General features: G+C 71.9%; 25 protein-coding genes and 3 pseudogenes. 16 read left to right on the plus strand and 12 right to left on the minus strand.

The window, feature by feature from the left end; genetic code table 11:
* Positions 1-318: 318 nt before the first annotated feature.
* Together AB0442_RS36315 and AB0442_RS36320 are read right to left on the minus strand one after the other, a co-directional pair.
* Positions 319-1,562, minus strand: a pseudogene (locus tag AB0442_RS36315) (PP2C family protein-serine/threonine phosphatase).
* 229 nt (positions 1,563-1,791) lie between these two features.
* Positions 1,792-2,556, minus strand: coding sequence for a hemolysin III family protein (locus AB0442_RS36320; RefSeq protein ID WP_366167828.1), 765 nt, complete (start codon positions 2,554-2,556; stop codon positions 1,792-1,794).
* 113 nt (positions 2,557-2,669) lie between these two features.
* Here AB0442_RS36320 and AB0442_RS36325 point away from each other — a divergent pair, with 113 nt between their 5' ends.
* Positions 2,670-2,867, plus strand: a complete 198-nt coding sequence (locus AB0442_RS36325) for a hypothetical protein (RefSeq protein ID WP_366167829.1) — start codon at positions 2,670-2,672, stop codon at positions 2,865-2,867.
* Positions 2,868-2,935: 68 nt separating this feature from the next.
* Here AB0442_RS36325 and AB0442_RS36330 read toward each other — a convergent pair whose 3' ends face one another.
* Entirely contained in the window at positions 2,936-3,535 is a 600-nt protein-coding gene (locus AB0442_RS36330; protein WP_366167830.1) for a DUF5994 family protein, read from the minus strand.
* A 276-nt stretch (positions 3,536-3,811) separates the two neighbouring features.
* On the opposite strand from AB0442_RS36330, the gene AB0442_RS36335 reads away from it, so the two are divergent.
* Positions 3,812-4,192, plus strand: coding sequence for a DUF5994 family protein (locus tag AB0442_RS36335; RefSeq protein ID WP_366167831.1), 381 nt, complete (start codon positions 3,812-3,814; stop codon positions 4,190-4,192).
* A 319-nt stretch (positions 4,193-4,511) separates the two neighbouring features.
* Here AB0442_RS36335 and AB0442_RS36340 read toward each other — a convergent pair whose 3' ends face one another.
* Complete coding sequence (locus AB0442_RS36340) at positions 4,512-5,126, minus strand: ISAs1 family transposase (protein ID WP_366167832.1); 615 nt, start codon at positions 5,124-5,126, stop codon at positions 4,512-4,514.
* A gap of 82 nt (positions 5,127-5,208) precedes the next feature.
* Here AB0442_RS36340 and AB0442_RS36345 point away from each other — a divergent pair, with 82 nt between their 5' ends.
* The 5 genes from AB0442_RS36345 (at position 5,209) to AB0442_RS36365 (ending at position 10,082) form a co-directional block, all read left to right on the plus strand.
* Positions 5,209-5,832, plus strand: coding sequence for a hypothetical protein (locus tag AB0442_RS36345; RefSeq protein WP_366167833.1), 624 nt, complete (start codon positions 5,209-5,211; stop codon positions 5,830-5,832).
* A 420-nt stretch (positions 5,833-6,252) separates the two neighbouring features.
* Complete coding sequence (locus tag AB0442_RS36350) at positions 6,253-6,882, plus strand: ribonuclease BN (RefSeq protein ID WP_366167834.1); 630 nt, start codon at positions 6,253-6,255, stop codon at positions 6,880-6,882.
* An 89-nt stretch (positions 6,883-6,971) separates the two neighbouring features.
* Positions 6,972-7,373 (plus strand): nuclear transport factor 2 family protein, encoded by a 402-nt coding sequence (locus AB0442_RS36355; protein WP_366167835.1) that lies wholly within the window; start codon positions 6,972-6,974, stop codon positions 7,371-7,373.
* 297 nt (positions 7,374-7,670) lie between these two features.
* Complete coding sequence (locus tag AB0442_RS36360; protein ID WP_366167836.1) at positions 7,671-9,110, plus strand: MFS transporter; 1,440 nt, start codon at positions 7,671-7,673, stop codon at positions 9,108-9,110.
* A 69-nt stretch (positions 9,111-9,179) separates the two neighbouring features.
* Complete coding sequence (locus tag AB0442_RS36365; protein ID WP_366167837.1) at positions 9,180-10,082, plus strand: integrase; 903 nt, start codon at positions 9,180-9,182, stop codon at positions 10,080-10,082.
* Between the two features lie 62 nt (positions 10,083-10,144).
* On the opposite strand, the gene AB0442_RS36370 is transcribed toward AB0442_RS36365, so the two are convergent.
* The 4 genes and pseudogenes from AB0442_RS36370 to AB0442_RS36385 form a co-directional block, all read right to left on the minus strand.
* The gene (locus AB0442_RS36370) at positions 10,145-10,678 is read right to left on the minus strand and encodes a helicase associated domain-containing protein (RefSeq protein WP_366167852.1); all 534 of its coding nucleotides are present in this window, start codon (positions 10,676-10,678) and stop codon (positions 10,145-10,147) included.
* A 155-nt stretch (positions 10,679-10,833) separates the two neighbouring features.
* Positions 10,834-12,672 (minus strand): annotated as a pseudogene (locus tag AB0442_RS36375) (DEAD/DEAH box helicase family protein); the annotation flags it as partial.
* A 170-nt stretch (positions 12,673-12,842) separates the two neighbouring features.
* The gene (locus AB0442_RS36380; protein ID WP_366167838.1) at positions 12,843-13,121 is read right to left on the minus strand and encodes a type II toxin-antitoxin system RelE/ParE family toxin; all 279 of its coding nucleotides are present in this window, start codon (positions 13,119-13,121) and stop codon (positions 12,843-12,845) included.
* 4 nt (positions 13,122-13,125) lie between these two features.
* Positions 13,126-13,407, minus strand: coding sequence for a type II toxin-antitoxin system Phd/YefM family antitoxin (locus AB0442_RS36385; protein ID WP_366167839.1), 282 nt, complete (start codon positions 13,405-13,407; stop codon positions 13,126-13,128).
* Between the two features lie 608 nt (positions 13,408-14,015).
* Here AB0442_RS36385 and AB0442_RS36390 point away from each other — a divergent pair.
* The 5 genes and pseudogenes from AB0442_RS36390 (at position 14,016) to AB0442_RS36410 (ending at position 17,052) form a co-directional block, all read left to right on the plus strand.
* The gene (locus AB0442_RS36390; protein WP_366167840.1) at positions 14,016-14,414 is read left to right on the plus strand and encodes an STAS domain-containing protein; all 399 of its coding nucleotides are present in this window, start codon (positions 14,016-14,018) and stop codon (positions 14,412-14,414) included.
* A 66-nt stretch (positions 14,415-14,480) separates the two neighbouring features.
* A complete protein-coding gene (locus tag AB0442_RS36395; protein ID WP_366167841.1) occupies positions 14,481-14,894 on the plus strand; it encodes an ATP-binding protein in 414 nt (137 codons plus the stop codon).
* Between the two features lie 280 nt (positions 14,895-15,174).
* A pseudogene (locus tag AB0442_RS36400) lies at positions 15,175-15,429 on the plus strand (helix-turn-helix domain-containing protein); the annotation flags it as partial.
* 212 nt (positions 15,430-15,641) lie between these two features.
* The gene (locus tag AB0442_RS36405) at positions 15,642-16,097 is read left to right on the plus strand and encodes an STAS domain-containing protein (protein ID WP_366167842.1); all 456 of its coding nucleotides are present in this window, start codon (positions 15,642-15,644) and stop codon (positions 16,095-16,097) included.
* A 691-nt stretch (positions 16,098-16,788) separates the two neighbouring features.
* Positions 16,789-17,052: a hypothetical protein gene (locus AB0442_RS36410; RefSeq protein WP_366167843.1), complete on the plus strand. Its 264-nt coding sequence runs from the start codon at positions 16,789-16,791 to the stop codon at positions 17,050-17,052.
* Positions 17,053-17,135: 83 nt separating this feature from the next.
* Here AB0442_RS36410 and AB0442_RS36415 read toward each other — a convergent pair whose 3' ends face one another.
* Positions 17,136-17,558 (minus strand): hypothetical protein, encoded by a 423-nt coding sequence (locus tag AB0442_RS36415; protein ID WP_366167844.1) that lies wholly within the window; start codon positions 17,556-17,558, stop codon positions 17,136-17,138.
* A gap of 527 nt (positions 17,559-18,085) precedes the next feature.
* Positions 18,086-18,295, minus strand: a complete 210-nt coding sequence (locus AB0442_RS36420) for a hypothetical protein (RefSeq protein WP_366167845.1) — start codon at positions 18,293-18,295, stop codon at positions 18,086-18,088.
* A gap of 149 nt (positions 18,296-18,444) precedes the next feature.
* On the opposite strand from AB0442_RS36420, the gene AB0442_RS36425 reads away from it, so the two are divergent.
* The 4 genes from AB0442_RS36425 to AB0442_RS36440 all read left to right on the plus strand — a co-directional run bounded on the left by AB0442_RS36425 (position 18,445) and on the right by AB0442_RS36440 (position 23,372).
* Positions 18,445-18,744, plus strand: coding sequence for a hypothetical protein (locus AB0442_RS36425; RefSeq protein ID WP_366167846.1), 300 nt, complete (start codon positions 18,445-18,447; stop codon positions 18,742-18,744).
* A 686-nt stretch (positions 18,745-19,430) separates the two neighbouring features.
* Positions 19,431-20,201, plus strand: a complete 771-nt coding sequence (locus tag AB0442_RS36430; RefSeq protein WP_366167847.1) for a hypothetical protein — start codon at positions 19,431-19,433, stop codon at positions 20,199-20,201.
* A 158-nt stretch (positions 20,202-20,359) separates the two neighbouring features.
* The gene (locus AB0442_RS36435) at positions 20,360-21,028 is read left to right on the plus strand and encodes a hypothetical protein (protein ID WP_366167848.1); all 669 of its coding nucleotides are present in this window, start codon (positions 20,360-20,362) and stop codon (positions 21,026-21,028) included.
* Between the two features lie 1,471 nt (positions 21,029-22,499).
* Positions 22,500-23,372, plus strand: coding sequence for a virginiamycin B lyase (locus tag AB0442_RS36440; protein WP_366167849.1), 873 nt, complete (start codon positions 22,500-22,502; stop codon positions 23,370-23,372).
* 593 nt (positions 23,373-23,965) lie between these two features.
* Here the strand turns inward: AB0442_RS36440 and AB0442_RS36445 are convergent.
* Together AB0442_RS36445 and AB0442_RS36450 are read right to left on the minus strand one after the other, a co-directional pair.
* Positions 23,966-24,373 (minus strand): helicase associated domain-containing protein, encoded by a 408-nt coding sequence (locus AB0442_RS36445; RefSeq protein WP_366167850.1) that lies wholly within the window; start codon positions 24,371-24,373, stop codon positions 23,966-23,968.
* A 547-nt stretch (positions 24,374-24,920) separates the two neighbouring features.
* Positions 24,921-25,668, minus strand: a 748-nt coding sequence (locus AB0442_RS36450) for a class F sortase (RefSeq protein ID WP_366167851.1), incomplete at its 5' end; no start/stop codon positions are given.

The raw sequence follows: 25,668 nt of genomic DNA on the forward strand, positions 1-25,668 counted from the left end.
CTCCAGGACGTGGGAGAGCGCACGCACCATGCCGCACCCCGTCCTGCGAGTGCTCGACGCGGCCGACCCAGTCGATGAGCTGTTCCTCCCCGAACCTGCCGGCACGAACGGCGCGATCCCTGCGCCGCGTCGCCGCGGCGTGCACGTCGACGAGCGCGCAGGGAACTCGGCCCAGCTCGAAGAAGCCCTGCGCCTCGGCGAGGAACTGCGCGGTTACCCGCCGGGCGGGAACCCGCGGCCGGCACCTGGCCTACCCGCCAGTGCGGCCGGGGACGAGTGTGACGGTCGCCCACCCCGCGTCTCCGCGCACCTCCGGGGTCATCGTCTGGGAGCGGCCCGTCCCGTGCTTGCAGACCGCGAGGCGTCGGTGAGATTTGCCCCTGTGGCGGCGTCCCGCCGGGTGGTGCCGGGGCCGTGCCAGTCCAAGCATATGACGGTTGTGTCGTCCTCCAAGTGACCATCGCCGGCGTCGACGATCGCCCCGATGAGGGTGCGGGCGGCTTCCCGGGGATGCAGGGCGCGGGTGCGGACGATCAGGTCCGGCAGGTCGAGGCTCTGGGCGTTGCGCTCCAGCATGCCGTCCGTCAGCATCACCAGCCGGTCCCCGGGCTGCAGATCCAGCGACTGCACCCGGTAGGTGTTGGTGTGGGAGGCGTGGATCCCGATACCGAACGGCAGATCGACTTTTGGGACGATCTCCCGCACCGCCCCGTCCCGCATCCGCAACGGCCAGGGATGCCCGGCATTGACGAACTCCGTCTTGCCGTCGTGCAGACCGATCCGCAGGAGCTGGCCGGTGACGTACCCCTGGCGGCCGTGGTCCCGCATGGCCCGGTCGGCCTGGCGGGCCTGTTCGTCGAGGCCGACACCCGCCCGCCGCGCCCGCCGTAGGGCACCCACCACGAGGGTGGCCAGCAGTGCGGCGTCGACGTCGTGGCCCACGGCGTCGGTCACGGAGAGCTGGACCGTGTCCCGGTCGATCACGTAGTCGAAGGTGTCGCCCCCGACGTGGTCGGCGGGCTCCAGCGCCCCGGCGACCGCGAACTGCGCTGCCTCGCACGCCAGCGACGCCGGGAGCAGCCGGTGCTGGATCCCTGCGGCCAGGCTCAGCGGGACGGTGCGTCGGCCCCACTGGTACATGTCGGTGAAGGGCCGGTTCGCAATGACGATGTACGCCAGTGCGTGCGCCGTCTCCCCGATCTCCCGCATCACCTGCGCATCCGGCGCGAGGGGCAGGAACAGCTCGAGGAGCCCGATGGCATCTCCGCGATTGGTCACCGGGGCGATGATCCGCACCAGCGTTCCGTCGCCGGTGTCCTCCACTTTCGGCTGCTGGCTGCGGATCACGTCGTCGTACAGGGTGCCCCGCAAGGAGATGCGTTGGGCCGGCTCGCCGGTCTCGACACTTCCCGCGGCGCCCAGCCGCACGACTGAGCTGCCGCTGAAGTCGGTGATCAGGAAGGAGACCGACGCTGCCCGAGGCGCTCCTTGAGGATGCGCGCGACCACGTCGAGGGACTCCACGGGCGCCGCGGCCTCCGCGGCCTCCAACGTCCCCGCCAGAGTCGTCGCCTCGCCCTGGCGGCTGCGACCCTTAGGAGGACGGGAGGACTGCCCGTCGCCCTCGCCCGGCCTTCCTGCGGTCACGGTGACTCCTCACTGCTCGAGAGCCCGGTTCGGTGCGCGAAAGATCCACTCCAGCTTGGCGCCGGGTGGGTCGCATTGCACCACGAGAGTGCCCCGGCCCCCAGCCGTCCAGCCCACCAGCTTCCTGATGCCCTCCGAAGGCCAGTCATGTGGCTGCCAGGAGGATGGCCGTGTAGTGCGCGGTGAAGGCGGCGATGGTGAGGGTGTGGAAGACCTCGTGGAAGCCGAACCAGGATGGGGACGGGTCGGGGCGTTTGAGTCCGTAGACGAGGCCGCCTGCGGTGTAGAGCAGGCCGCCGGTGATGACGAGGGCGACGATCGTGGTGCCGCCGGTGCGCGCGAAGTCGGGCAGGTAGAAGACGGCCACCCAGCCCAGGGCGATGTAGCACGGGGTGTAGAGCCACCGGGGAGCCGCGATCCACAGGGTGCGGAAGGTGATGCCGGCCAGGGCACCCGCCCAGACCACGGCCAGCAGCACCACCTGTCGGCGGGCGGGCAGCAGCAGCACCGCCAGCGGGGTGTAGGTGCCGGCGATGATCAGGAAGATGTTCGCGTGGTCCAGCCGCCGCAGGACCGCCTCCCCGCGCGGGCCCCATGTTCCGCGGTGGTAGACGGCGCTGGTGGCGAACAGCAGGCAGGCCGACAGTGCGAACACCGAGCAGGCCGCTATCGCCGCAGCCGAGCGCGACAGGGCGATCAGGGCGATGCCGCCGGCCAGCGAGAGGGGGAAGATGCCTGCGTGCAGCCAGCCGCGCATCCTTGGCTTCAGCCCGGCCGGCGCGTGCTTCGCGTCGCCTTCCGGGATGGCAGGCGGATCGACCGCGGAGGTATGGAGGGTGCCGGTCGTGGCGCCGAGGCGGGGCTGGGACTGCCCTCCGTGTCCGGGCGGCTCGGTCTCTGCGGCGATCATGCGCTCGATTCTAGGAAATCGGCGGAAGACTGCGGCTGACGCCACTGCACATCATCCGGACAACGGGTCACTCCCGGCGACGGCCAGGCGTCGATGTAGGCCGGCGCCGGCTGGTGGTGGAGCCGAGCTCGCTTCTCTTCGACGAGCGGATCGGCCGCTGGGCCCGAGGAGCTCCCGGCCGCGCTGTTCGCGCGCAGCTGCGGCGCTACCTGCTGGCGCATGCCGGCGGTTACGTCGACGTCGACGCCGCCGCGCTGGTCACCGTCGAGCACCTCGGCCCCGGCCCGAACGGAGCCGCGCCCCGGATCTGAGCAGGCGCTTCGGCCGGCGGACCCGGACACGCGCATCTGGCCGACTGCGCGAATCCTGTCGCCCGCGGTCAGCCGCCGGGCTGCGGCCGGGGCGGCAGTGGCTGCGGCCCGGGCGGCAGCGGGACCGGCCACGGCGGCGGCCACGGCGGCGGCCAACTCGCCGTGGCGTTGCGCCAGGCGGGGCGGGCGGCCTCGGCGGGCCGGCCCAGGGACGCGGCGGTGAGGGTCCGGGCGGCCAGAGTGCTGTTGCCTGGGACGGCCGCCGAGGCCATCGCGGTGCGGGCCACGGTCGGGCGAGTCCGCGGCGGGACGACCAGCAACAGGAAGCGGTCCTGATGCCCGCCGCCCACACCGATGGTGTGGACGCTGGAGGAGAAGCGATTGACGCGTACCACCTGCCCGTCGACGGTGACCCGGTGCGGCACCGTGTTCCAGGCCGTCCGCTCCACGCTGACGTGCAGGATCGGACCGACCCGGCGGCGCAGCGCGGCGATCAGGGAGGGTAGTTCGCGCCTCAGCTCGCGCGAGCGCGGCCACCAGGCGCCGTCGAACATTCCGGTATGGGAGAGCGAGGGATCGAGGGTGAACCGTGCACTGCGGCAGTCCACCGGACCGAGCAGACCGGGCGCTTGGAAGATCGGGTACGGGAAGGTGCGGTCGGTGGCCATGGCGTGCCCGTCTCCGGCTCTCGACGAACCGGCTGAGTGGCCGGGGGTGACGCCGGCCCGGGTGCTGGCGTCTGCAACGGCCTCGGTACGTCAACACTACTGCGGGCAGGGGCCGATCCGGGGCCGCCCGGAGAGCTGGATCCAGCCTGACCCCGCGCACACCCGGCAGTACCGGAGGCCTTCCGCATGCCGGGCTCCGTTCCCGGCGTCGTCTCCGGAAAACGACAACACCGGCTTCATGCGAGTGGCGCCGGAGACTGAGCCCACGAGATGACCATGACCTTCGACCGTACGACGATGTCCCCCGCCGAACCGTCCGCCGCCGACGCGGTGACCCGCCTGTCGCTGACTCCCGCCGGTCTGCGACCTGGCCGGCTTGACGGCGACTGGTGGCCCGGGCCGTACGACCTGCTGCTGGAACTCCCCGCCCTGGCGGCGGTCCTGAACGCCCGTTGGGGCCGGGTCACCCGGGTCACACTGAACCCGACCCACTGGCCAGTGATCCCGTCCCGGATCCCGGTCGCCAGGCACGTCGTCCACGGCGGCTGGTTCGGCGTGGAGCAGGATCCGAACGAGATCGTGGTGCGTTCCTTCAGGGCGGGCCGACTTGACCTGCTGGTCGTTCCGCCAGGGACGACGCCGGGGCGGCCCGGCTGATAGCGGCGGCGACCGACCCGGCCAACGTCCGCACCGCCTCCGCGCTGACTGCGGCCGAGGCCGCCGGACTCCTGGCGGGGAGCGGTCCACCGGCCTTGAGCCGCCGGGCAGGCCCGCTCCCCGTCCGGGAGCGCCGGTTCCCGCCGCACAGGTTGCCGCCCATCGCACAGGTCCTGCCGCTCTCATGCCTGGCCGCCCCGATCCGGTGGCGCCGAGCCGTCGTCATCCTCTCCTGAGCCAGGTCCTCCGGTCGAGCATCACATGCCTCCAGAGCCGGGCCTCGCACCCGCTGACGCCGGCCAGGCAAAGCAGGGCTGATTCAAAGTCCTGGTGATCTTGCATCTGTCCTGTTCAGGGGGTGTGCAGGAGGTCGAGGGGGGCGAGTGAAGGACTCGTAGGAGACGTGGCGGAGGCCGGCGGCGATGCTGGTGTGGCCGTGGTCGCGGAGGGTGTTGATCGCCAGGTTCCGCAGGGTGGCCATGTTCTCCGGTCCGTGGCCGGTGTGGACCTGGGAGGCGTCCTCGCCGAAGACGGTGTCGCGGACGAAGTGCAGGCGGTTCTCGATGGTCCACTGCGAGCGCGCGAGCTCGCCGATCCGCCTTGGCGAAGCCTGCAGGTGGGACAGGTCGGTGAGCGCGTAGACGGTCTGCCGGGTCCGCTTCCCGGTCTTCACCTCGGTGCGGTAGCGGGTGATCTTCGCAGCCTGGATCGCGTGCGGGAAGTCCAAGCCCAGGTCGGTGACGGTCAGGGCGCGGGTCACCCGGGTCTCGCGGCGACCGTGCCCGGTGCCGCGCTGGTAGTGCCGGGCCGTGACCCGGGGCCACGGCAGCGACCTGAGCCGGCGGAACAGCGTGGGCTGGTTGGCCTTCACGACGAGCAGGTAGTGCCACCCGACACATGCTCCGCCACACCTTCGTGCTGATCCCCCCGCCACCGTCGTCGCGGTCGCCGCCGCCCCCTGGATCCTCGACCTCTTCGGCCCCGACTACGCCACCCACGGCACCCACGGCACCACCGTGCTGCGCCTGATGGCCCTGCCCGCGGTGCCGAACGTGCTGTTCGGCGTCGCCGTCCACGTCGCCCGGGTGCGCCAGGCCCTCATCTTCCTCACAGGCCTGCAGCTCGCCTTCGCCGCCCTGCTGCTGGCCCTCAGCCTGCTGCTGAGGCCCCGCTGGGGCCTCACCGGCGTCGGCATCGCGTGGCTGGCCACCGCCAGCGCCCTCGCCCTGACCGGCACTGCCCCCCCGCTGGCTGTCCGCCGCGCCACGCCAGCCCTGAGCCGTCGTCTTCGCCGGTTGGCCGTCACCCCGTTCGGCCCGTCAGCCGGGCTGCACCTCAGTGACTTTTCGACCGTGTCGGGCGCGGGCGGGTGCAGGCGCCATACGGGGCAGTGGGCGGTGTGGGACGTGAGCTCGAGGACGGTGCCGCTGCCCAGCACATGCCGGGCAGGCAAAGCCTCGGAGCGACACGTGCCCCGGGGGAGCCGAAGGCGCCGGCATGCGTGCGGCAGCCGCGCGCGGCGGGCAGGAAGGAGACGGGAGACGTCCGGCATGGGCCAAGCAGGGCGAGCCGGGGCGGTGGCTACAGCGCTGACCACCGCGCAGCCCCGGCCCACCGGGCCGGGGATCCTGCCCCCTTGAATGGCGGGCGGATCCCGGCTGCGGCCGTCCGGCCAGGCGAACACCTCACACACTCCGTGGACGCCGTCGGGCCCTCCTGGCGCGATCGCGGTCGAGCCGCCCCGGCCTTCGGCGGCGCGTGAAGACCTGCCGACACGCGGAGAATGGTGGTCGCGGAGGAGTTCGTCGGAGGTGTGCCATGCACGGTGTCGGCGGGATCTCGTGGCCAGCGGCCGGACGGACGAAGGGCGCAGGGTGGGCCGAATGGTGGCGACGGAGCCGGCTCGGCGGGCTCTGGCGCCAGGGCGCCGGGCTGGAACTGATGCAACGGTCGATGGGGTTCGCCGCGCTCGGGCTGGTCACCCTGGTACCGCTGCTGATCGTGGTCGCCGCCGTCGACCCGTTCCGCCAGCGCGACTTCGCCCACTGGTCGTCGACGGCATGGGGCTGCCCGGTCGCACCGCGGTACCGGTGGAGCACCTGTTCGCGGCCGACCAGCACATCCGCAGCACCGCGAGCGTCCTGTCACTCCTTTCCCTGGCACTGTTCGGCCTGTCCTTCGTCGCGGCGGTGCAGACCGTCTACGAGCGCATCTGGCGGCTTCCGTCGCCGTCGTGGCGGCACCTGTGGCGGCAGGTGCTGTGGCTGGGCGCGCTCACTGTGTTCCTGGTCGTCGAGGTGGAGACCGGCGCGGTGCTGCGGCCTGGCTGGTGGGACACCGCGGAGCGGCTCCTCCTGCTGGCGGCGATGAGCGTGGCGTTCTTCTGGTGGGGGCAGCACTTCCTGCTCGGCGGCCGGATCGGGTGGCGGGTCCTGCTGCCCGGTGCGCTCGCCACCACCGCCGGACTCGGCGGCCTGCGCGTGTTCTCGGCCCTGGTGTTCGACCCAATGGTGGTCTCCAATGCCGAGTCGTACGGCACGGTGGGCGTCCTGCTGGTGGTGGAGTCCTGGCTGATCGGCGTCGGATTCGTGTTCTACGGCGGCGCCCTGCTCGGCCGCTACTGGCTGGAGCGCCAGCAGCCCATGGCCCCCGCAATCGACGTCACTCAACCCCCACGGCTTGACGAATGAACCTTGACCGCACCCGCCCCGGGCCGGCGGCAGACCGCTTGCCGTTCTGCTCACCCACCGATCTGGAAGGGACCGCGCATGACGAGAACGTGAGCGACTGTGACGCGTTCTTGCGGTGGGTCAGGACGACTTTGTACAAGGCACAAGCGGCCCTGTACGACGGTGACGTGGCCCTGTACCGGGCGTTGTGGTCACGCAGAAACCCGGTGAGCGTGCTCGGGACGGAGCACAGCGCCGACGGCCGGTGCGAGGTCGACGAGCACCTGACCGCACTCGCACGCCGCTTCTCCGACTGCACGTCGTACGAGTTCGAAGCGCTGGCCTGCAACGCGATCGGAGACATAGCCTACACGGTGGGCCTGGAGTACGTGTCGGCATCCATCGAGGGACAGCCCCGCACCTACGTCCTGCGTGCCACACAGGTCTACCGGTGCGAGGACGGCGGATGGAGAATCGCCCACCGCCACGAGGACACCCCGGCCGCCGGATGACGCCTACCCCTTCGCGCTCCTGCCTGACCGCGACGTCGACGCCGAAGGCCTCGAAGCACCCACCTTCTGCGGCCTGCGCTTCCCGCTGGTGAGCGACCGCCGGGACGCTCACCGCAAGGGGTAGGCACAACCTTAAAGCCGCCTGTCCTTGGCCCAGGCAGGTCGGCTGCGCGCCTTCCACCGTGTAGCGGGTGCTTGTGCGACGGTCGTGGTGGCCGCCGCGTCGCGCCGTGCCCGGCAGGTGCGGACGGCGCAGCTGCGGCCCTGGGTGTCGGGCGCGGACAGGCGGGTGGCGGCATGGCGGGAACGGCAGCAGCGGGGGCCGCGGGGCGTACGGCGGGGGCGCGGCGCGTCCTCGCCCCGCTGGCGTTGGCGCAGTTCATCTGCAGCTTCGCCGGCTCCAACATGAACGTGATGATCAACGACATCAGCGAGGACCTGGACACCACCGTGCAGGGCGTCCAGGTGGCCATCACCGTCTTCCTGCTGGTGATGGCCGCGCTGATGATCCCGGGCGGCAAACTGACCGACAAGTGGGGCCGCAAGCGCTGCCTGCTGGCCGGGCTCATCGTGTACGGCGTGGGGGCCGTGCTCAGCGCCGCCGCGCCCGGTCTCGGCGTGCTGATCCTCGGGAACTCGATCCTGGAGGGCGTCGGCACCGCGCTGCTGATCCCGCCGGTCTACATCCTGACGACGCTGCTGTTCACCGACACGGCGTCCCGGGCCCGCGCGTTCGGCGCGATCATGGCGATGGGCGGGATCGGGGCGGCAGCCGGTCCGCTGATCGGCGGTCTGATCACCAGCGCGATCAGCTGGCGGGCCGCCTTCGTCTTCCAGGCGCTGGTGATCGTGGTGATCGTGGTGCTCAGCCGCGGGCTCGTCGACCCGCTGCCGCCCGACCCCGCCCGGCCCTTCGACACGGTGGGTGCGGTGCTCTCGGCGGCCGGCCTGGTGCTGCTGGTGACCGGCATCCTGGCCGTCGACAACAACGGCTGGCTGGCGTTCGGCCTGCTGGTGGCGGGTGCGTTGGTGCTGGCCGGTTTCTTCGCTTGGGTGCGCGGCCGGGAGCGGGCCGGCCGGGAGGCGCTGCTGTCGACGTCGCTGTTCCACAACCGCACCTCGAACCTCGGCCTGGTCACCCAGAACACCCAGTGGCTGATGCTGATGGGCGTCTCGTTCACCGTCGCCGCCTACCTGCAGGTCGTCCGCGGCTACGACGCGATCCAGACCGGCGTCATCTTCACCGCCGCGACGCTCGGCATCCTCGCCTCCTCGCTGGCCGCGGAGAAGCTGGCCCGGCGCCGTCCGCAGCGCACCCTCATCATGGCGGGCTTCGTGGTGACGATCGCGGGCATCGCCGTGCTGCTGGCGCTGGTCGCCGGGTCGCCCAGCGCCTGGGCGTTCGCGCCGGGCCTGCTGCTGATCGGCCTCGGCCTGGGCGTGATGCTGACCCCGTCGGTGAACGTCGTCCAGTCGTGCTTCCCCGAGTCGCAGCAGGGCGAGATCTCCGGTCTGTCACGCAGCATCTCCAACCTCGGCTCCTCGCTCGGCACGGCCGTCGCCGGCACCATCCTGGTGTCGGGGCTCAGCAAGGGCGCGTACGCGGCGGCGATGGCGGCGCTCGCGGTAGCCGGTCTGGGCGGGCTGGCCGCCGCGTTCCTGCTGCCGCGGGTCCGCCGGCCCACAGCCCCCAGAGCCGGCAGCGGGCCGGCGCCGACAACGCGCCCCGGCCGCTGACTCGACCAGGGCCCCTACCTGGCGAGTGCCGCAGACCTCCCGACCGACAGACAGGTCGAGGAGAACCTGGTGTGTGTCGAGACCGGCACCGATGACCTGCGCGCCGCCGCCCGCCGCCAGCGCCGCCTCGATGCTGTTCCCGCACCGCTGCGTCCCGCAGCCCGGGCTTTCGCCGACCACCTCCTGGCCCAGCGCGCCCACGCCATCCAGCACGGCCTGCGCCCCAAGCAGCCACGGACCGTCGAGGTGCGCCTGACCACCGTCCGCGACATCGCTCTGCACCTGTACGACCAGGGCACCACCACGTGGGCGAGCGTCAGCACCCACGACATAGAAGTGTTCCTGGCCCGCAACCCGGCCCGCCGCGCCGCGCACATGGCCGGCCTGCGCCAGTTCTTCGCCCACGCCCACCGCACCGGCGCAGTCCTCCACAACCCCACCGCACCGCTGGACGCCCCGCAGCACCGCGGGTTCCGCGGCCCCACCCTCACCCTCGACCACCAGCGCGCCCTCTACCGGCGATGGACCGACAACCCGGACACCCACCCCCACGAAGCCCTCATCGGCCTCGCCGCCCTCCTCCACGCCGCCACCACCACTGAACTACGCCACCTGACCGACGACGCCGTGGACACCGACCGCCGCACCCTGCACTTCCCCGGCCGCCCGACCCCCACCCCGCTCGACGCCGCGACCTGGCACGCCCTGCAGCGCTGCCTGGACCACCGCGCCCGCACCGGGTCGGCCAACCCTCACATCCTCACCACCCGCCTCACCACCACCACCCACCGCCCCGCCGGCGCCGCCCACATCCGCGACAGCCTCGCCCCCGTCGGCCTGCTCCCGCGCGCCCTGCGCTCAACCCGCCTGCTGACTCTCGCCGCCCAACTCGACATCGAACTGCTGACCGCAGCCCTCGGCATGTCCTACTCCGGCGTCACCCCCTACCTGAACCCGCACACCCGCCGGTAGGCCCGGTGCCCCCGTGCCGGTCCTGCCTCCGTCGATAAGGCGCCGTACCGCCCGGGGCGGCTCTACCAAGCCACCCCGAGGGCCTCCAGCTGCCCGCGCTGCTCGTCGCTCAGCTTGTCCCTACGGGCCCGCTGGTTGTTGACCCAGACCCCCAGCGCCACGACCCCCTGAGCGGCCCCCACAGGCTCCTTGTGGGCCCGCGGAACCCGGGCATGACCTTCCCCGCTCCACGAACCGTGCCAGGGCGGCCAGACCCTGCGCGAAGCGATCCGCACGGGACGTCTTCGGCTTCGCAGCCTCGGTCTTCGCCGCCACCAGCTCCGGGTCCTCCTCGATGCCGATCGAGGTGAGCAGGTCCTGCTGATCGCTCTCCAGGCCGGGCCAGCCGCCACGCTGCGCCACGACCCAGCGGCCGAGCTGCTCGCCCTCGAACACGGTCTCTTCGGGCAGCTGCGCCCAGTCGACGCGGCCGTCGGACTCCAGCCACCACATCCGCGCGACGCTGTAGGTGCGCTGCCAGGTGATCGGCCAGGTGGGGCACCAGAACGGGTCGATCTCCTCCAGCGCCCGCCGCCGCTCCGCCGCCAGCGCGCCATGCTCGCCCGCGGGTACCTGGGCGGCGGCCCGCAGCTCGGCCAGCCACGTCCCGATCGCGTACCCGCCGATCGACGCCCGGGCCGGCGCGGCGAGCGACCCGGCGTGCTCCTTCGCCCAGACCCGCGTCCGGCACCGACCAGATCATCCCGAGATCATCGAGCATGTCGGCCCGATACTCCGCCAACACACCCGCGGCCCGCTCGCTGCGCCGGTCCGACAGCCATTTCCCGAGCGGGAAATTCCCCTCCTTCCCGACCATCGCCGAATACGGAATGTCCAGCCCGCCGGTCTCCTCGAACCAGCGCCGCGCGTAGCCGATGCCCTCCCGCCAGAACTGGTTCTCACTCGCCAGCACCCGCGTGGCAACGAACAACGCCAGCACGTCCTCGTCCACCCGCGACTGGAACCGCACCGGCAACACGAACGCATCCGACCCGCCCTCGCCTGACCCACCCTCACCAGGCAGGACAGCAGCCTCAGCGCTGCGCCCCTTCGTACGCTTGCCGGACTTCTGCGGCACCGCGAGGGCTTCGACCACGCGCGCGTCGTGGCTGCGCAGCGCGGTGAGGATCTTGACCAGGGGACCGTAGCTGTCGGACTCCAGAATGTTCCCGGGCTCCTCCCCGGGCCGCAGGAAAATGGGCACGATCAGGGAAGCGGTCTTGCCCTCGCCGGGCTGGATCCGAAGGGCACGGCCGATGGCCTGGACGATGTCCACCATGCTGCCCCGGCCGGTGAGTACGACCGAGTCTGCCTTCGGAATATCCACGCCCTCACCGAGGACACGGCACTGGGACACGATCCGATGCCGCAGACCATCGTCCTCCCCGCCCCGCCCGAAATCCCGGATGACGTCCTTGCGGAAATCCACGCCGTGCTCACCGGAAAGCCACTGCGCCCACATCTCAGCCGGATATTTCTGCGGTTTGTCCACATGCAGCTTCTCCACCGTCTGGTTCAGCGTCTCGGAGAAGTAGCGGGCTTCGAGGGTGCGGTTGTGAAACGTGATGCACCGCTCCAGGCCCCGCTCGACCATCGTCTTGACCACCCCGGCCTGGATCGCCGCGAGGTGCGCGGCCGGCACCTCGTCCCCGCTCCCATCGGCGGCCTCGCCGACACCGGGCCCGAACGGCACGCCCTGCCGCGCCGCACCGTCACGGTCGGCGGCCGGGTCGCGCAGCTCCAGCACCACGACCTCGAACGGGGCCAGCAGCTTGCGGTCGATGGCCTCCGCCAGGCCCAGCGTGAACACCTGCGGCCCGTACACGCGCTGGTCGTCCATTGACACGGCGAGTTCCTCCGGTAGCGGCTGCCGGGCGTCCTCGCGCCGCTGCATGGCCGCGCTCGGCGGCGCCCAGATCCGCGGGGTGGCGGTCATGTACAGCCGCCGCTCCGCCGGGATCTCCGCCTGGTGATGGACCACGGTCCAGGTCTTCTCGACACTTCCCGAGGACCGGTGCGCTTCATCGGCCACCAGGAGCGCCAGCGGCGGCAGCGGCTCGTCCTCGTGCTCGGCCCAGTAGGCGTAGGCGTCCGCGACCGCGCCGACCGAGGTGTAGGTGGCGAACAGCGTGGTCGGCCGGCGGTGCTTCGCGGCGTGCTGCAGCCACATGCCGATCATCAGCGGACTGGTCGTCGCCCTCACTCCGAACGGCAGCTCACCGTCGACCAGGGAGCAGACGGCGTGCATGGTTCCGGAGCGGCCGGCGGCCCGCCAGGAGCCGATCATCTGCATCAGCAGGTCCAGCGTTGGCACGACGACCAGGACCACACCGCGCGGGGCGAGCTTCTGCCCGGCCGCCGCCCCCACGTAGCTCTTCCCGGAGCCGGTGGCCATCTGCACCGTGACCTGCAGACCACCCAGCGGCACCGGCTGCCCGGGACGGGGCGTCAGGCCCCGCACGATGGCCGCCAGCGCCTCCTCCTGGTGCCCCCGCAACGAGATACCGGCGGCAGTCCCGGTGGCCGTCGGGCCGGGCTCCACGATGCTCACGAAGACGTGCTCCTCTTCGGTGTTCGGCTGACACGCCCGGTGGTGCCTGCTTACGGGGGGAGCGGCTCCGGACCGCTCCCGAGCCGCGGCCTGGCCGCCGACTGGGGTGGTCGTTCCACCTCATCGGCCGGCTGCGGCGGCGGCCGTCTGCGCCGGCCGCCCGGTGTGCGCTACCAGTTGCGGTAGATGTCGCGGCGGTTGCCGGCGGCCAGGACCCAGACGATCAGGCGGCCGTCGTCGAGGGTGTAGACGATCCGGTAGTCCCCGACGCGCAGGCGCCACCGCGCGTTGTGGCCCTGCAAGGCCTTGACGTCGAAGGCGCCGGTGTCCCCGTGGTCCAGTGCCTGCTGCAGTTCGGTCAGGCGGCGCAGGATGCGCAGGGCATCCGGCCGGGGGATCTTGAGCATGTCCCGCTGGGCGTGCGCGGTGAACTGCGTGACGTGGCCCACCGCGTCAGTCCCGCCGATCGCGCAGCAGCGCGGCCATCTCCTCGAGCGACACCGACCCCTCCAGGCCCTCGGCCTCGGCCTCGTCGGCCAGCCGGTTCAGCCAGGTTTCCTCGACCTCGTCGGCCAGCCTGCTCAACCGCCGGTACTCGCGGACGTCGATCACCACGGCCTCTTCCTTGCCGCGGCGGGTGATGATCGTCGGTGTCTCGTCCCGCCGGGCCCGGTCGAGGACATCGGCCAGGTGGCTGCGGACCTCCGCCATGGAAGCAATCACAGGCTCAGACATGCAACAAGTGTAGCAGATGTACATCTGTGGCATGCTTGTGAGCTTGCTTCCCGGCGCCCGGCTGCCCGGTGGCGGGGAGCCGGGCGCGTCTTCATCCACAGCGTCGCGTGGAGGGCTCAAGGACGGCCTCGCGGTCGCCGACACCAGTGGGGGAGTCCTGCAGGGAGTCGCCGCCGTGGACATCGCCCCAGCGCGCTCCGAAGCCGGGCAGGTCATCGGGCCCACGGTTTTCATGGCCCGGACGGAAGCCGGAGGCCGGGCCTTCCCGGGCCGGACCCGGGGGCCGTGTCCGTGCCGGTATTGGCTGAGTGCCCGTCATGGGCAGCGGTGTGCACGGGGTTTCGCGGCCGGTGCGTCAGGGCCCCGGCCTGCTCTTGTCCCGGTCGTCCGCATCGCGGCGGTGGCGCGGTTCGGGGTGATCGGCCTTGCCGCCGGCGCGGCGGCGAGGCCGGCCAGTGGGGGTGTGCTGAGCGGTGGGGGCGTAGGGTGAGTATCAGCTGGTCGGCTGGTGCCGGCCGGCGCCGGCCGCCGCTTCTTCGATCACAGCGAACTGGGTTCTCGTTGGCGACGTGTTGACACGTTCGTGTTGCGAGTCAGGGAGCTGTGCGATGACGTCGTCGTCGAGTGCGGAGTTGAAGGCGAGGACCGTCCGGGTGGGGCCGGTGGTGGTGTGTGCGTTCACCGGGGACCTGCTGATGGACAACGAGGCGGTCGCCGTAGCCGCCCTCGACGGGGCGCTCGGGCTGGGCCCGGCGGTGCTGGCGGTGGACCTGAGCGGGGTGGAGTTGTGCACTTCGGCCGGGCTGAGCCTGCTGCTGACCGTTCGCCGCACCGCGCACGACCGGGGCGTGCCGCTGGTGCTCGTCGCGCCCGGTCGAGGGGTGCGCCGGGTGCTGGAGGTGACCGAGACCGGCTCCCTGTTCCCCGTCTTCGCCACGGTCGAGCAGGCCGCGCGCGCCCACGCCCGTGGGAACGGGCGCGGCCCCCACCATGCCGAAACGGTGTAGGCCGGGGGCGGCGGGGCAGGCGCGAGGACGGGTCACCGCGCTCGCCGCTTCTTCCCTGGATTCACGATGCCTCCACCCACCACCGAGAGCACCCGCCATCGCCGGTTCGACTTCCGTCCCGGCGACGGCACGGTCCTGGGTCTGGACTTCCTGCGTCAGGCGCTGGCCGACTGGCGGCTGAGCGCCTCGCCCGTCGCCGTCGACGCGCTCCTGGTCGCCGGCGAGCTCCTCGCCAACGCAGCCGACCACACCCCCGGCCCGCAGCATCTGGACCTGCAATGGAACGGCGAGTGCCTGTGGATCGCGGTGACGGACCCCGTGCCCAATCCACCCCGGCCGCTTCCGTACCGGCCGGAGACGGCCCACGGGCACGGCCTGGTCATCGTCGAGCGGCTGTCGGCGCTCTGGGGGCACCGGCCGCACCGGCCGGGCAAGACCGTGTGGGCCGAACTCCCGGCCCCTGCCCCCCGCTCGCGCTGAGCGGACCCTTCGGCGGCGCCGCGGCCCCCCGGCCGCCTCGGCGCCGCGAGTGCGCAACGGCACCGCGAGTGCGCAACGGCGGCGGCAGCGCAGGGCGAAGAGCCTCCGTGCCCCTGATTCCCGCGCCGGGGCGGTACCAGGGCGTGCGACCTGCCGTCGGCCCGGAACCCGCCCCGGTGCCGGGGCCGGATCGCGAGCACTGTGCGCCTGGACCGTGACCTGCTGTCATCCACGATTCAGGCGTTGCGATACCGGAATCGCCGATCCTATATTGGTGGGTGTGAGTACGGATGCAGACCATGAGCCCCGGACGGGCTGGACGTTCCTGACGAACCACGCCCGTATCCTGCTGATGATCTCCCGTGACCCGGAGGTGCGGCTGCGGGACCTGGCCGACGCGTGCGGACTGACCGAGCGCGCGGTGCGGGCGATCGTCGCCGACCTGGAACACGCTGGCTACCTGACCCGGGAGCGGGTCGGGCGGCGCAACCGCTACCGGATCGTGCCCGGCACACCGTTCCGCCACCCCGCCGAGGAACACTTCGACATCGGCATCCTGCTCAGGACGCTGGCCCGGGAGGGCCCGGGCCACCGACCCCCGTCCGGCCGCGGCGAGTCGGCGGGCGGGACGCCACCACCGAGAGAAGGGGAACGGGCCGGACGGCGGCCCACCGCCGTGACACCGCCCGGCGCCGTTCCCGCCCGAGAGGCCACCGGCCGAGACCGGGGCCGGGAGGGTGAACCGCCATGACCGACCGCCTCACCCCGCCAGCCCCCGCACCCGGCGATCCGCCCGGGGACGGCCACTCCGCGCGCCGCACCCTGGCGGCCGCTTTCGGCCGTCGTCACCCGGACACGGTCCACATCGGCCCGTCCGGCGTGAACCGGCTGCGGGCCGTGCTGTGGGGCGACGTCGACATGGACAACGCCCGCACCCTGGGCCGGGCCATGGCAGCGGCGCTGGACGACAGCTCCGAGGGCCTCGACGTCGACCTCGCCGCCGTCGACTTCTGCGGCAGCAGCGGTCTGCACGTCCTGCTGGCGTTGCGCGAGCGCGCTGCCGCGACCGGCAAGAGCCTCGTCCTGACCGCGGTCAGCCCCGCCGTGGCGCGGCTGCTGGAAGTGACCGAGACCGACGCCCTCTTCGCCCGCCGGCCCCTGCCGGACGACGGCGACGACTCCGCCGAGGAGTTGCCCGCCTGACCGACCGGGGGAGTCTCACCACAGGCCGACTGACCACGACCCTGCCGCCGGAGGCCCAGATCAACGGCCGGTCGGAGCCGAACTCACCCGACATGCCTCTGTGCGCCCGCCTGGTGGGTCCCGGCCGGGGCCGCCACGCGCGCACGGTGCGCGCACGCGAGGATCGCCCGATCCGGTCACGGACCATGAGGCGCGCGTGCCGCGGCGGTGGCTGTCCTGTGCGGGGAGCACCCATCGAGCAGGTTGCCTACGGAATCGTCTGCCGACTGGCCTGCGGAATGGTCCAGCAAGTTGCCCGGCGAATTGCCTGCGGAGTCGCCCGCGAACTCGCCCGACCGGCGCGCCCGGGCAAGGAGCGTGACCTGCCGGACGGCCCGTGGGGCCGGGCCGGATGGATCACAGCCCTCCACCAGCTGGGCGGCACCGCCCTGGTCCTGGCCGGCGCCGCCGGTCCCAGGGCCCACCCCACCGCCGACCTGGCATTGGACGCCATCCGATATCACCACGAAGCCGGTACCCTCCGGTAGACCGGCTGAACCAGCAGCCGACGCCAGCCAGCGGACCGTCCAGCGCTGCTGGTTCAAGGGCGCAGCCGTCCCGAAGCCGGCTGCGGCGCAGGCGATCGCGGATGCGGTCCGGGCCGGCCTGGTAGCCGCGGGTGCGGCGGGCTGCCGAGCGCGGCGGGTTCGTGTTGAGTGCGAGTGCGCGGTTCGGGTTCGCCTCCGCGGCCGGCTCTACCGGCGACCCGCGGCTGCGTCTGCTCACCCAGCACCTGCCCGGCGACGTCGTCGCCGTCCTGTTCGCGGCCCGGGACGCCGGCGCGTCCGAGGACGACCAGGCGCAGGTACTCGCCGCGGGTTTGCAGGAGTACTACTTCCGCGGCGGCGGGCGCCGCGCGTTCGGAGTGGCGGTGGGGTTCACCGGGATCGAGGGGGTCGACTTCGGTGTCCTGTGACCGGGTAGCCGGCCCCGTCCGGCGGCGCCCTGGATCGTGCCCGGTGCTCACCTGGCGCGGCTGCGCCGGCCGGCCAGGTGGTGTCAGGCGCTGGTGAGACGGGCGAGGATGTCCTGGAGTCGGCGGACCGCGTTTTCGGCGTCGCTGTACTGCTGGTCGGTCGGTTTGACGGCGCCGAAGGTGGGGCCGTCGTCGGTGGGCAGGGCGCGCCAGTGCAGGACGGGTGCGAGGGCGGTGACGGCGGCGCCGAGGAACCAGGCCATGGGGCCGTGGACACGGGCGAGGGCGATGGCCAGGGTGGCGAGGGCTTCGCGCAGGTGTTCCAGCCGGTCGACCGGGGGAAGCGCCTGCTGGATGGGTGCGGGGCCGATGGCGCCGTGCAGGTCGGTGGCGGCCTTGTCGGCGACGCTGCGGTCGGCGGGCGTCAACTCCCATATCCGGCCTCGGATCTGCCGTTCGGCTTCCTTCGCCAGATCCTCGACGGTCGCCGCCATGCCCATGTCCATGTTGATGATCCTAGACGGGCGGTCCTGTACAGAGTAAGGCGGGTCGGGGGCAGGCCGCCTGACGGGGAGTGGGAGGATCACGGTCGGCTCCCCGGCTGCACGCCATTGCCTGCCGGGGAGCCTTTCTCGCGGTGGTGCCGCGAGTGCCGCGTCCGGCCCGTTACGCTGCCCCTCGGCGCCTGCCGGGTCCGACGCACACTCTCCGGCGGGCGCTGTTGTCGTTCCGGGCGGTGCCGCCCGGCCTCGGCTGCTGCCGTCCACCCGGGTCATGTGCCGCAGGCCGCGAGCGTGCCGACATTGGCGCCGATCGCCGCGGCTCTAGGGTGCGAATGCGTGTTGACGGCGCGCACACCAGGTCCGGCCGCCGCAGCGACGCGGGGCGGCCGGACCCGCCCTCGACCGGCTGCGCATCCGCACCCGAGCCGCTGCACCGGTTCGGTCCGGGCCGGAGGCGGCCGGGCCCGCTCGAACATCTGACGGGGCCGGAACCGGCCGTCCGGTCCGGCCGGCTTCCGGGCCGGGAGGGCCTACGGCAGGTCCGGCGGGGACGTGCCGGGGCGCGGCGTGGCGGTGCCGATCTCGTACAGGCCGGGGCCGACCTTCCGGAACCACCCGCCCACCGCCTTCGCGAGCCTGGCCCGCTGCACGTCCACGCGGTCGATTGCGACCCCCGGCGGGATCTCCACGTACGCGCGGACCAGCGCGATCTCCTCCGGCGTCAGCTCGGGTTCCGGCACGACAGCCCTCCACAGGTCGGCAAATCTGCAGCCAAAAGGTCGTAAAGCATGGCATATGCCCGAAAAGAAGCGTTTCATGCCGCCCGCCGGGCGGAGCGAACGAGCACAGATAAGGAGCGGGCCCTGGCCGGCACACCGAAACTGGGGCCATGGAGCCACGCTTTCACCAGGGCGATGCCAAAGTGCACGCCGGCGCAGACCTCTACCGCTGCCGGGCGAACCTGCGCTGCTGGACCGACCAGATCAGCAACGGCACATCCCTCTACCCCGGCCTGCAGCAATGGGCCGGACACCTCCACTTCGACAGCGACGCGGATGCGGAAACCGTCCTGTACGCCGCCGCCCCGTACCTGGTCGTCGACGACAGCGAGGCCGCGTTCCTCGTCGAGGACCTGGACCGCCCGACCGCCACGCTCGCGATCCGCGGCAACGGCCCCGCACCGTTCTGACCCCGAAGCCCGCACCGCCGCCGGCAGCGAACCTGCCGCGCCAGGCACAGCCCGCGGCCGGCCGCCTGCAGTCCGGGAACATGGCTCCGGGGCCGGGTTGTCTGATGACCTCGTCGGACCCGGCCCCGGAGCGCGCCCAGGCAATGGCGAATCGGGCGCGCATGGATCATGCCAGGTCCCGCCCGCCACCGATCAACCAGGCCGTCAAAGGAACCCGTAGCTGCCGGCCCGGGTACGCTGCCCACGAAGGCCTCGCCAGCGGTGTCCCGTCCCGCTGGAGCGCCTCGGAGGGTCTCACCGGGGCCGTGGTTCCCCCTCTGGTTCCCCGACTATCTCCCCCTCCACCTCCCCGACCACCGGCTATCGCCGGGTCGGGCGCATTTGTGCAGGTCACGGGCCAATGTCAAGGTCCGCCGAAACCCCGGCAACCCTCTGTGTCCTTGTCCTTGTCCTTGTCCTTGTCCTTGTCCTTGGCTGTTTGGTTGTTGGGTCTGGGGCGTGCGGGGTGTTGGCGCGCTCCAGGGCCGCTGTTTGGCCCTTCTTCTTCGCGTCCGGCCGGCCGCGCGCCCGGTGACCGGGCCGGGGGTGAGGGGCGGCGGGGTGGCGGCGGGCGGGGGCGGGTTGTCGGTGGCGTGAGGTATCGAGGACCTGACGGAAGATCACCAACCGGCGGGGGAGCAGCAGCCATGGACGAGGACGAGCAGCCGGACCGACCCGGCCAGACCGACCGGCCACCGGCCGCGAAGACGCGCACCGCGTTCGTCCGCGCCAAGGCCTACCCCAACGGATCCACCGGCCCACTGCGCCACAGCGTCCTCGAGGTACTGGGCGTGCTGAAGGTGGCGACCGTCAAGCAGACCTGGCTGCTGGCCCAGCCCGGCCACGAGAAGCCGAACACGGTCGCGGGTGCGCTGCGCGACCTCGCGCTGAACAAGCTGACCGAGAAGCGCGGCACCACCTCCGGAATCCCGACGCAGCCGCGGACCGCCGACGTCACCGCCGACAGCGACACGGCCGATGCCGACGGGGCCGGCTCCGGGCCGCTGCGTCCTGCGCGACGACGGCCGGTGCGGCCGGTCGGCGCGGGAGCGGTGATCTGGGGGCTGACCGACCTCGGCCTGGACGCCGCCAAGTCGGCGCTGCCCGCCGGGCGGAAGGTGGGCGGCCGGGCCTGGTCGGTCGGCCGGACCACCGGAGCCCCGCACACCATGGCCGTCAACGACACCATCGTCGCCATCACCAGCCCCGCCACCCCCGGCGCCCCGGTCGGCACGATCGCCGACTGGACTACTGAAGCCGCCCACCCGCTGCCCGGCGACCGCGCCCAGTACGCCGACACCGTCCTCACCGCCCCGCCGACCACGTCCCGCTGCTCCTGGTCGAGGTCGACCTCCACAACGAGACACCGCAGTTCATCGCCGCCAAGTTCGACCGCTACGCCGAGTACTTCGCCCTGACCTACAACGACCCCACGCACGAGGGGCACCACAGCTCGGCGAAGAAGCTCCCCGTCTGGCGGCGCAAGTACCCGCAGGCCGGCCGCCGGAGTCTGCCGCCGATCGCCCTAGTCCTCGGTGGCGCCGGCCCCCGGGGCCTGAACAACCTGATCAACAAGTTGCAGGACCTCACCGTTCGGCATTGGGCCCCGTCCGACCACGCCCCGCTGGACTTCACTGACCGGATCCCGATCCTGGCCTGCCACCTGGAGGCCCTGCAGCGGCGTGGGCCGCACGCCGACATCTGGTGGCGCTTCGGTGCCCACCAGTGGCAGACCCTCGCCGACGCGCTCGCCCGCACCGAGTACCGCGCCCGCGTCCAGGCCCGCCTTGATGCCGAGGAGCAGGCCGCCCATGAAGCCCGTGAGAAGCGCCTGGAGGCGACCCGCTGCCCGGGCTGCAACCGCCGCTCCGACGAGATCCCCCGCGGCCGCCCCAGCGACGGCACCGAGCTCTGCGGCGACTGCCAGACCAAGACATGGCGGGAAGCCCAGGAGAAGAAGCAGCAGGCCGTCCGCGACGCCCACGCCCGACGCTGGCCCTGCTACACCTGCAAAGGCCCCCTCGGCGGCCGGCCCGGCTCCGACATGGAACGCACCACCGAAGCCCCTCCCGACGCCCTGGAATGCCCCTCCTGCGATGCCGCCCGGGTCGGCCGCCTCCCGATCATCCTGCCCATGCCCACCGCCCGCGAGATGCGCCGTGCCCGCAAGGAGAAGCCTGACGACCCGTGGTGGGAGATGCGCCTGCGCCACGCCCGCGAGCACCCGGGCCGCCCTCGCGGATGAACCGCCGCGTAATCATATGAATTTAAGGCGCCTGAGGCTGCTTTTATCCGTCCGCCAATAACGAGCAGAAAGATGCCCGGGAAAGCCCGAATCTGAATCGCCGATCCGTGGTGCACCCGGGGTGTGATCGGCCGTTCTGAGAGAGAAATTCGACGCCTCCCGAATCGATCGACCCGCACGGCAGACCGCACCGCGCATGTGGCGTGCGACCGACCAGCGGGCCGGACGGGTGGTCGGCCCGCCGACAGGACCGGGGCCGTATCTCCCACCCGGCCCCGGCCCGCCAACCGGGGCCGAGCCCCTATGGCGCTCCAGCCCCCGCCCGACTGCATGCCCGACTGTGTGCCCCACAGGGTGCCCGACTGTGTACCCGAGTACGTGCCCGGACCATCTGTCCCGCCCCGAACATCCCAGCAGCTCAGCAGGCCAATCAAGGTGACTGGCAGCCATGACAACCCCCTCTGCGCGCCCTCTCGCGGAAGGCATGGTCCGGGAACAGGTGGATGTGGGGTGTGGGTGGGTTGGGGTGGTGATGTGGGGTGGTGGGGTAGGGATGGGCGGGCGAGCGCGCGTCGGTGGTTCTCACCGGCGCTGCGCTGGCCATTCTTATGGCGGTGCCCGGCTGTGGTCGGTCGCGCGGGTGGGGCCGACTGATCCTTGCGGCGGCTCGGCACTCGGCCGCCGTCCCCGCCTGGATAGAGCTGCCGGCCCCGGCGGCCGGTATGGCGCTGGGAGATGGTCTCGGCGACGGGCTGCGTCTTACCGTCTACTCCTCGAAATGAGCAGGGGGTTCTCGTTCTCGCTGCCCGAGTGGCTCAATCAACCTGTAGAGAACAAGGAGTGGTTGAGCGTCATTGTGGTGTGGTTTTCGACGTCATCGTGCTGGCGTTCCTGTTGGTTGGCGAGGTGCGGTTTCCCCGTCCTCGCCCGAGTCGGATGCGGGAAGCGAACGCTTCGCCGACAGTGAGACACATATACGAGAGGGAGTCGTGGAGGGGGGCGCCGCAGCGATTCTTGCAGCGCAGTTCGGGGTTTCGCTCTTCCGTCATTGTTTTTGACGCCGACTCGGCGGGGATGGGGCGTGTGCAGCGCGAAGGCGATATCGGCTTGAGCCGCGTGTCGCGGTATCGGGGTAGCTGTGTCGTCTTCCTCACCCAACAAGTCCGGGGCCAGCGGGGTGTCATGCCGGTGTCCGGCTCTGGCCGTGTTCTTCGGAAGGTGTCTCATGTCCCACCGTTCCGGCCGCCTTCGGCGGTTCTGTCGCGCGTTCATCGTCCTGGCCTTGACGGTCACGGTCGGCGCGCCCGGCACTGTCGCCTTCGGCGATTCCCCGCACCGCCCCGGATCCCTGCGCCCGCGGGTGAAGTCCTGTGTCCGGCACCGGGGGCCGGCGGGGCTCATCGGCTGCCTTCGGGGAAGACACCTCCAGCCGAGGGCGTCACAGACGCGCCTGACGGCGAGCATTGACGAATTGGCGACGCCCACCGCCGATTCGGAGCCGGTCGGCATCACCGCAGGGCCGGACGACGCCCTGTGGTTCACCGAGAACGCCGCGAACGCGGTGGGCCGCGTCACCACCGGCGGCACGTTCACCGAGTACTCGGTGCCCACCAGCGCATCCGGGCCGGCCGGGATCACCGCCGGGCCGGACGGCGCCCTGTGGTTCACCGAGTCGAACGCCGACAAGATCGGCCGAATCACCACCGGCGGCACGATCACCGAGTACACGCTCCCCACCTTCGGCGCCTACCCGTGGGGCATCACCGCCGGTCCCGACGGCGCCCTGTGGTTCACGGAGCCGGGCGCCGACAAGATCGGCCGAATCACCACCGGCGGCACCATCACCGAGTACGCGCTCCCGACCATCTGGGCCTTCCCGTTGAGCATCACCGTCGGGCCGGACGGCGCCCTGTGGTTCACCGAAGTCCTGTCCGGAAGCATCGGGACGATCACCACCGGCGGCACGGTCACCGAATACGCGGTCCCCTCGTCGGGTTCGCTGCCCATCGGCATCACCGCCGGACCGGACGGCAACCTCTGGTTCACCGACGCCGGAGCAACACAGATCGGACAGGTCACCACGGCGGGTGCGTTCACCGGCTACGACCTCACCGACCCCCTCTACTTCCCGTTCCCGTGGGGCATCACCACCGGCCCGGACGGTGCCCTGTGGTTCACCGAGAACGTCGGCAACGACATCGGCCAGATCACCACCTCGGGGACGATCACCGAACTGTCGATCCCGACCTCCGCCGCCAGCCCGCTGGAGATCACCACCGGCTCCGACGGCAACCTCTGGTTCACCGAGAACACCGCCAGCCAGATCGGAAAGGTAACCCCCTAACCCCTCGGTGGTCTGGTACGACGCGGAACCCGAACACGGCCCCCCGCTCGACGAACACCGCCAGACCCTGCGCGCAGCAGTCCGCACACAACACCCTCGACTCCGCCTCCGCCACGGCCTTCCCCGTCACCAGCCCGGCGCCCAGCGCGATGCCGATCGCCGCCAGCAGGTCCCGCTGGTCCGGCTCCAGACCGGACCAGCCGGCTTGCAAGCACGGCGGATACGTACTGGGCCGTCGCGGAGCTCGAACGCCACCTGCAGGCTGCTGCTCCACGCAGAAACCCGGAGGCCGCCGCCCCGCAGGGCGACGGCCTCCAGTGCTTTCTCCGTGCCGCAGCAGCCTATCGCCCACCGGCTGGCCGACCAGCCGGGCCTACCAGTCGAGTGGCGGACCGAGGTCGTCGTCGCCGTACGCATCCCAGCGCGTTCGTCGGGATCGAAGCGGCCGAACACCTGCCGGTGGCTGGGTCGGGGCGCGCCCTTGTCGATGCACGGGTCGCGGCGCCGGGCCCGGTCCTGGGTGGTGTCCCAGGGCTCGGAGAGGAGGTGTCCGCGGTGGCAGTCGGTGCTTCCGCAGGTTCCTCGCTGGCTGTTCATGCCCGCTCCACGCCGTGCTCGGCGAGCTGCCCCGTGGTGAGCTTCGCGCGCCGGGCCTTCTGGTTGTTCAGCCACGCCCCGAGGCTGACGTGCACGGTCTCGGTGCTCTCCTGGCCGCCAGGGCCGGGGCCGGCGACGATGACCTCGAGGGGCTCCTTGTGCGGGCGCGGGACCTGTGCGTGGCCCTCCCGCTCGGCGAACGCGGCGAGGGCCGCCGGGCCCTGCTGGAAGCGGTCCGCGCGGGACACCTTGGGCTTCGCCTCGGCCGCGGCCTTCGCCGCGACGAGCTCCGGGTCTTCCTCGATGCCGATCGAGGTCAGCAGGTCCTGCTGGTCGCTCTCCAGGCTGGGAAAGCCAGCCCGCTGCGCGAGGACCCGGCGGCCGAGTTGCTCGCCCTCGAACATGGTGTCCTCCGGCAACGCAACCTAGGCCACGCGGCCGTCGGCCTCCAGCCACCACAACCTGGCCACCAAGTAGGCGCGCTGCCAGACGATCGGTCAGGTGGGTACCAGAACGGGTCGATCTCCTCCAGCGCCCCGCGCCGCTCCGGCGCAGCACCCCCGGCTCGCCCGCGGGCACCTGCGCCGCAGCCCTCAACTCTGACAACCAGGGGCCGATCGCGTAGCCGCCCACCAGCGCCCTGGCCAACGCCGCCAGGTTGTCACCGTGCTCCTTCGCCCAGACCTGCGCCCGGTCCAGGGCCTGGGCTGTTGTGGCCGGCAGGATCGTGTTTGCCGGGGCAAGCAGCGCAGTCCGCCCGGGGTGCTCGGTGCGTTGATGGGATGCGGTGGTGTTGCCCGCTTGGGTGTCGGCGAGCGGCTGCGCCTGTACGTGGACTTCAAGCGGCCGGTGATGCGGACGGGCTCGTGATCGGCTTCCTGCCGTAAACGGCCGAGGCGGGAGATCGGGTGAACGCTGTGGGCCGGTGTGGGTGCTCTTGCCTGTGCGGCATTACTGGACTGCTGTCAGGTGGGCGTAGACGACGGTGTTGTCCTGGTAGCCGCCGCGTTCGCGGTCGAAGGGCCAGGCGCAGGTGATGAGGCGCAGTTCGGGCCGCGTGGCTGGTTGGTAGACGCGGTTGCTCGGAAAGTCGGTCTTGGGATAGGTCTCGATCGCGTCGATGGTGAAGACCGTGGTTTGCCCGTCGCGGCGCTCCAGTGCCACGGTCTGGCCGGGCGCGAGGGTGGAGAGTCGGTAGAAGACGGCGGGCCCGGTGCGGGTGTCGAGGTGGCCCACGACGAGGGCGGTGCCGATTTCACCTGGCGAGATTCCGCCGTCGTACCAGCCGGCCAGGTTGCGGTCGTCCGATGCGGGTGGCTGCAGCGTGCCCGTGGAGTCCAGCCGTACCGGGATCAACGGGGCGTCGATTCCCAGGTCTGGGATGCGGATCCGTGTCGGATCCGAGCGGACCAGCGCTGCAGGCGCACCCTGCGGCTGCGGTGCTGGCGCCGCCGTCCTGGCTGGGGGGTTCTGCGCCGCTCGGGGCCGGATTGGCACAGGGGCGTTGGCCTCGGAGACGGTCACCCAGGCGGTGGCCGCCAGGAGCAGCGCGATGACCAGCAGGACCATCGGCACGAAGACCGCGCCCTGCCGACGGGCAGGTACGGTCTCCACCGGATTTGCGTCGCTGGGCATGCCGCTCCCCTCCCTCTCGTCACTGGTCCACGGTGTGGTCTCGGCGCAATGACCAGGCGTGGGG

Source organism: Kitasatospora sp. NPDC085895 (assembly GCF_040702125.1).
Classification (GTDB): Bacteria; Actinomycetota; Actinomycetes; order Streptomycetales; family Streptomycetaceae; genus Kitasatospora; species Kitasatospora arboriphila.